The following is a 5,186-nucleotide window of genomic DNA, read 5'->3' on the forward strand; positions in this document are numbered from 1 at the left end:
ATTTCTTCGCCCATCGCTCGGGCCTGCCGATGGCGGCGGGCGACGAACTCGAGGATCTCGGCTTCCAGCGCAAGCAGATCGTCGGGAGCCTGTGGATGGTGCCCCTCGATCCCTTCCGCATCTCCTATCACTACGCCAATTTCGGCACGACGATCGGCGCCGAGGCAGTGGCCCACGCCGAGAAACAGCCTTGGGAGCCGCTGGCCAAGAGCCTGTTGTTCGATCCGCTCGGTATGCGCTCGAGCAGCTATCGGCACGAGGACTTCATTGCCGCCGGCAAGAACCGCGCCCTGCTGCATGCGCGCGTGGCGGAGAATGTGTTCGAGCCGCTCTATGACCGCGACCCCGACCAGCAGGCGCCGGCGGGCGGCGTCTCCTCCAGCGCCCAGGATCTTGCCAAGTGGATGATCCTGCTGCTTGGCGACGGCACCTATAGCGGCCAGCCCATGATCGACCCCAAGATCCTGCAGCCCGCCATCACACCGCAGAGCGTGACCTACCGCGGCGAGACGCCCGATACGCGGGCCAGCTCCTATGGCTACGGCTTCAATGTGGGGGTGAACGCCAATGGCCGCACCACCATGGGCCATTCCGGCGCCTTCCTGCTCGGCGCCGGCACCACCTTCCAGATCTTGCCCTCGGCCGATGTCGGCATCGTCGTGCTCACCAACGGCTCCCCCGTCGGCGCCGCCGAGGCGGTCGCCGCCAGCTTCATGGACATCGTGCAATATGGCCAGGTCACCCGCGACTGGTATCCCTACATCAAGCCGCGGTTCATGGGCTACTACAAGCCGGTGGGCGACCTCGCCGGCGAGGACAAGCCGACGAACCCCGCCAAGGCGCGCAGTCCATCCTTCTACGAGGGCCAATATACGAGCAACTATTTCGACACCGCCACCGTGCGGGCCGATGGCGACAAGCTGATGCTTGAACTCGGCCCCAAGCCCATGCAGTTCACGCTCGAGCACTGGGACGGCGACACCTACGCCCTCACGCCCCGCGGAGAGAACGCGCCGACCGGATCGCTGTCATCGGTGAAGTTCGTTGGTTCCCCCGGCGGCCTTCGCGCGCGGGTGATGACGGTGGATTATCTCAATGAGAACGGGTTGGGGCATTTTCAGAGGTAGGGGTGGGGCGTCGGGTGCTCCATACACCCTATGCCGTCGAAAAGGCGAACCGGCCGTCTGCAAGGTGATGCCTGAGATGGCGGATTTGTGACGGTTCGCTTCCGGGCGTGGAAATCAGGAAGCCGGCATTTGCTCGGGAGCTTCCGACAAGCCATGTCGGCTTTGGCCAGCCGCTGATCCGAAGCAGACCGACGGCTCCCGGCCCCAAACGGAACATTCTATTTCTCGCCGGATAGCACAACCAGGGTTGGGATTTTTCCCTAGGCATTAACGGCTGGCGGGGCTAGCGTAGAGCGACTGGGAGGTGGGCGATGACAGACGTCTCGATCCGCCGGGCGGATTTCATGATGGTCCTCGCTTATGCTTCGGACCTTGCCACGGGCCATTCTCGCGACTTCGCACTGAAATCCTGCGTGCTTGCGATGCGGATTGCCGATCTTGCGGGCGTTTCCGAGCAGGATCGGCGCAATGCCTACCACCAGTCTATGCTCCGCTATGTCGGTTGCAACGCGGACACGGACCTCCTGTCGGCCACCTTCGGCGACGAAATTGCGCTCCGCCAGGATCTTGTCGGTCTCGATATGGGCAACCGGGCGGAGCTGGGCAGGGTCTTCGTCCAGGCTTTCAAGCGGCTCTACTACGATCTTGAGCCCGACGCGCAGGCCAAGGCGATCGAGGCTGGGCTATCGCAGGCGATCGCCGTGGCCCGCCCGGTCCTGACCGCGCATTGCGAGGTCGCGCAACGGATCGGCGAGCGGCTGGGCCTGTCGGAGGAGATGCGACGCAATCTTGGACAAATCTACGAACGCTGGGACGGCAAGGGCCTGCCGCGCGGGCTGAGCGGCGAGGATGTCCTGCCAGCCGTGCGCCTGATCACATTGGCACAGGATGCCATTGCGCTCTGCGATGCCGTCGGTATCGAAGGGATGGCCGAAACCATCGCCAGTCGCGGCGATGGCCCATATGAAGCGGAACTGGCCCGGCTCGTCTCGGCCAACGCGCCGACGCTGATGGAGGGCATCGGCGCGACAGTCGACCGCGCGACCATTTTGGCGCTTGAGCCCGATCCGCCGGTGACGCTGGATGAGGAGGCTTGCGATGAGGCGTTCCTCGCCATCGCCGACATGATCGACATGCGCATGCCGTTTACGCAGGGCCATTCGAGGATGGTGTCGGAACTGGCCACGGGTGCGGGGAAACGGATCGGGCTGCCCGACCCTGACGTCCGCGCGCTGCGCTGGTCGGGCTGCATCCATGACATAGGCGAACTCGTGGTGCCGGTGGCGACCTGGATGCGCAACGGTCCGCTGTCGGTGCGCGAGCGCGACGCGGCGCAGTTGCACGCCTATTATGGCGAGCGGGCGCTGGCCTCGTTCGGCCGCGAGGGCGAGGCGATGGCCGCCCTCGTGCTTCGCCATCACGAACGCCTGGACGGTTCGGGCTATCACCGTAAGGTCCACGGCTCCGACCTGTCCCCGGCGGCAAGAATCCTGGCCGCCGCCGAAGCCTTCCAGACGTCGCGAGAGGAACGTCCGCACCGCAAGGCGTTGTCCAGCGAGGCGGCGGCCACGCAGTTGCGCGCCGCCGTTCGCGAGGGCTGTATCTGCCCCGATGCCGCCGAGGCCGTGCTGTCCTTCGCCGGACAGCCGTCGCGCCGGGCGCCGCCCCGGCCGCTGGCCGGAATGACGCCGCGTGAGATCGAGGTGCTGCGCCTGATCGCCGCCGGCCTTACCGCGAAGGAAGCGGCGCGCAAGCTGGATATCTCGCCCAAGACGGCGGACCACCATATCCAGAGCGTCTATGCCAAGATCGGCGTGACCACCCGCGCCGCCGCGGCACTCTACGCGGTCGAGCATGGCCTTGTCCGGCCGGGCGAGACGCAGGCATAGGGAATACACCCCATGTGCGCCCGCTCCGGGGCGCGCATCGTGATCCTGTCGACGGACCGATGGTGGCCGCGACCGACAGGAGGAAATCAGATGCTTCTCGCAACGACCAAGGTGGCGGACGTCGACCGCTTCATCCGCATCTTTTCGACCAAGGGCGCCGACAAGCGCCGGCTGCACGGCTCGAACGGCGCAACCGTCTTCCGCGACCCCAGCGAGCCCGACCGCGTCTGGGCGATCTTCGACTGGGACGCCGAGGGCTGGAAGAATTTCGTGTCGGATCCGGAGGTGCCCGCGATCCTGCAGGAAGCCGGCCACGTCGGCAAGCCGCAGGCGGCACTGCTGCTCGGCCACTACGAGGCCTGAGATCCCGCACTGCGCGCCGCCTGCCGTCCGTCGGCGGCGCCCCCCCGACGAACCCCCAGATTTGGAGAAATCAAATGGATCCGAAACCCATCAAGATCGGCCTTGTCGCCGAACTCACCGGCCCCTTGTCCTTCATGGGCATCGCCAACGCAAACCTCACCACCATGCTCGTCGACGACATCAATGCCAAAGGCGGTTTGCTCGGCCGGCCGCTGGAGCTTGTCATCGAGGATGGCGAGACCAACGACAGCGCCGCCAAGGCAAGGACTGCGAAACTGATAGACGTCGACAAGGTCGATCTGGTCGTCGGCGGCATCTACAGCTCGACCCGCCAGGCCATCAAGAGCGAAGCGGTCGCACGCGGCAGGACGCTCTACATCTACACCGAGCAGTACGAGGGACAGGAAAACGATCCCCTGATCTTCTGTACGGGTCCAGTGCCCGCGCAGCAGGTCGAGCCGCTGATCCCTTGGTTCATGAAGAGCACCGGGGCGAAGAAGTTCTACCTGCCTTCTGCCGACTACATCTGGCCCCATCTGCTGAACAAGGCCGCGAGCCGGGTGGTGCGCGCCAATGGCGGCGAGGTCGTCGGCGAGGAGTATTTCCCGCTCGATACAGTCGATTTCCGGCGGACGGTCGAGCAGATCATGGCGAGCGGCACCGACGTGGTTTTCAACACCCTCGTCCCGCCGGGCTTGACTCCGTTCCTCGAAGAACTGCACAAGGCCGGTTTCGGCAAGCGGGGCGGTAAGATCATCTGCACCTACTTCGACGAGAACTTCTTCAATCTCGTGCCGTCCGAGCAGATCGAGGGCCTCTACAGCTGCCTCGACTACTATCGGGAACTCGAGGATCCGTTTGGCCGCGCGCTCTTGCGTCGCTACCAGGACCGTTTCCCCGGCAGCGCCATGTTGACCGCGGGCAGCGGCTGCACCGGCCACTACCGGGCGATCAAGATGTGGGAAGCGGCTGTCAATGAGGCCGGCACGGTCGAGCGTGATACGGTCATCCGGGCGCTCGATCACTCGCGGATCAGCGAGGGACCAGGTGGCCCGGCCGAAATGGTCCCCGGCCAGCACCATGTTCGCATGAACATGTACATCGCGCAGGCGCAGGGCGGTCGATTCCGGGTCGTCAAGAACCTGGGTCCGATCGATCCCAACGAGCGCGCGCTTAGCGACGAACTCCAACTCAGCAAAGCGGGCTGAGCCGGCCGCGTCGATGACTGTTCTTCCAGGTGGCAGGGCGGCTAGCAAGTTGCCCTGCCACCCAACCGGGCGATAGTGCATTCCAGTCGCACATACAGAGCAACTGAAGATCATCAGGCGCTATCTCCGGCGCTGGCGCGTTGCGGTCCGCGATACGCGTCGATCCGCTTTCTAATCTCGCCATCCCGAAAACGGACAGTCCGCAAACGGCCCCATTTCAGTCGTCGCGATCGCAGGCAGGGGCGTGAAATCGGCGTCGCATTGTGGGGCAGGGAAGGGCGCATTTCTTTCCCCCCATAACGCCCTCGGAGGCCTCTGCCGCGGCCTCAGAGCTGACATCTCGCGCGATATCGCTGGCAATAATATTTTCTGGCGAACGACAGTGAACCAAATGGAGGACGGATGCCCAAGGTCAAAGGTCAGAACGCTCTCAACAAGGAGCGCGCCAAAACAGAGAAGCTACTCAAAACTCAAAAAGTGGAATACACGGCCTTGAAGGGTAAGCGCGAATTTCCCCGCACCTTTTGCTGTTGAGTGCTCTGATGCATGAGGTGTCCACCAAAATAGGTGGACACCTTGTGATGGAAGAAGATGAGCAG

4 protein-coding genes are annotated in these 5,186 nt (G+C 64.2%); all 4 read left to right on the top strand.

Going from position 1 to position 5,186, the window contains the following annotated elements:
- Positions 1–1,127: serine hydrolase (locus tag NKH30_RS32860; protein ID WP_352998147.1), on the top strand; the 1,127-nt coding region annotated here is incomplete at its 5' end.
- A gap of 311 nt (positions 1,128–1,438) precedes the next feature.
- Positions 1,439–3,016, top strand: a complete 1,578-nt coding sequence (locus NKH30_RS32865) for an HD domain-containing phosphohydrolase (protein ID WP_352540680.1) — start codon at positions 1,439–1,441, stop codon at positions 3,014–3,016.
- A gap of 90 nt (positions 3,017–3,106) precedes the next feature.
- Positions 3,107–3,379 (top strand): hypothetical protein, encoded by a 273-nt coding sequence (locus tag NKH30_RS32870; protein ID WP_091581466.1) that lies wholly within the window; start codon positions 3,107–3,109, stop codon positions 3,377–3,379.
- A gap of 74 nt (positions 3,380–3,453) precedes the next feature.
- A complete protein-coding gene (locus tag NKH30_RS32875; protein ID WP_352540681.1) occupies positions 3,454–4,587 on the top strand; it encodes a substrate-binding protein in 1,134 nt (377 codons plus the stop codon).
- Positions 4,588–5,186 lie beyond the last annotated feature (599 nt).

The sequence above is a fragment of the Mesorhizobium sp. M1273 genome (assembly GCF_040318195.1).
Lineage (GTDB): Bacteria > Pseudomonadota > Alphaproteobacteria > Rhizobiales > Rhizobiaceae > Mesorhizobium.

Bases quoted from the DNA above. Each gene is read 5' to 3' on its own strand.
- NKH30_RS32865 (WP_352540680.1), top strand. From the start codon at position 1,439: ATGACAGACGTCTCGATCCGCCGGGCGGATTTCATGATGGTCCTCGCT.
- NKH30_RS32870 (WP_091581466.1), top strand. From the start codon at position 3,107: ATGCTTCTCGCAACGACCAAGGTGGCGGACGTCGACCGCTTCATCCGC.
- NKH30_RS32875 (WP_352540681.1), top strand. From the start codon at position 3,454: ATGGATCCGAAACCCATCAAGATCGGCCTTGTCGCCGAACTCACCGGC.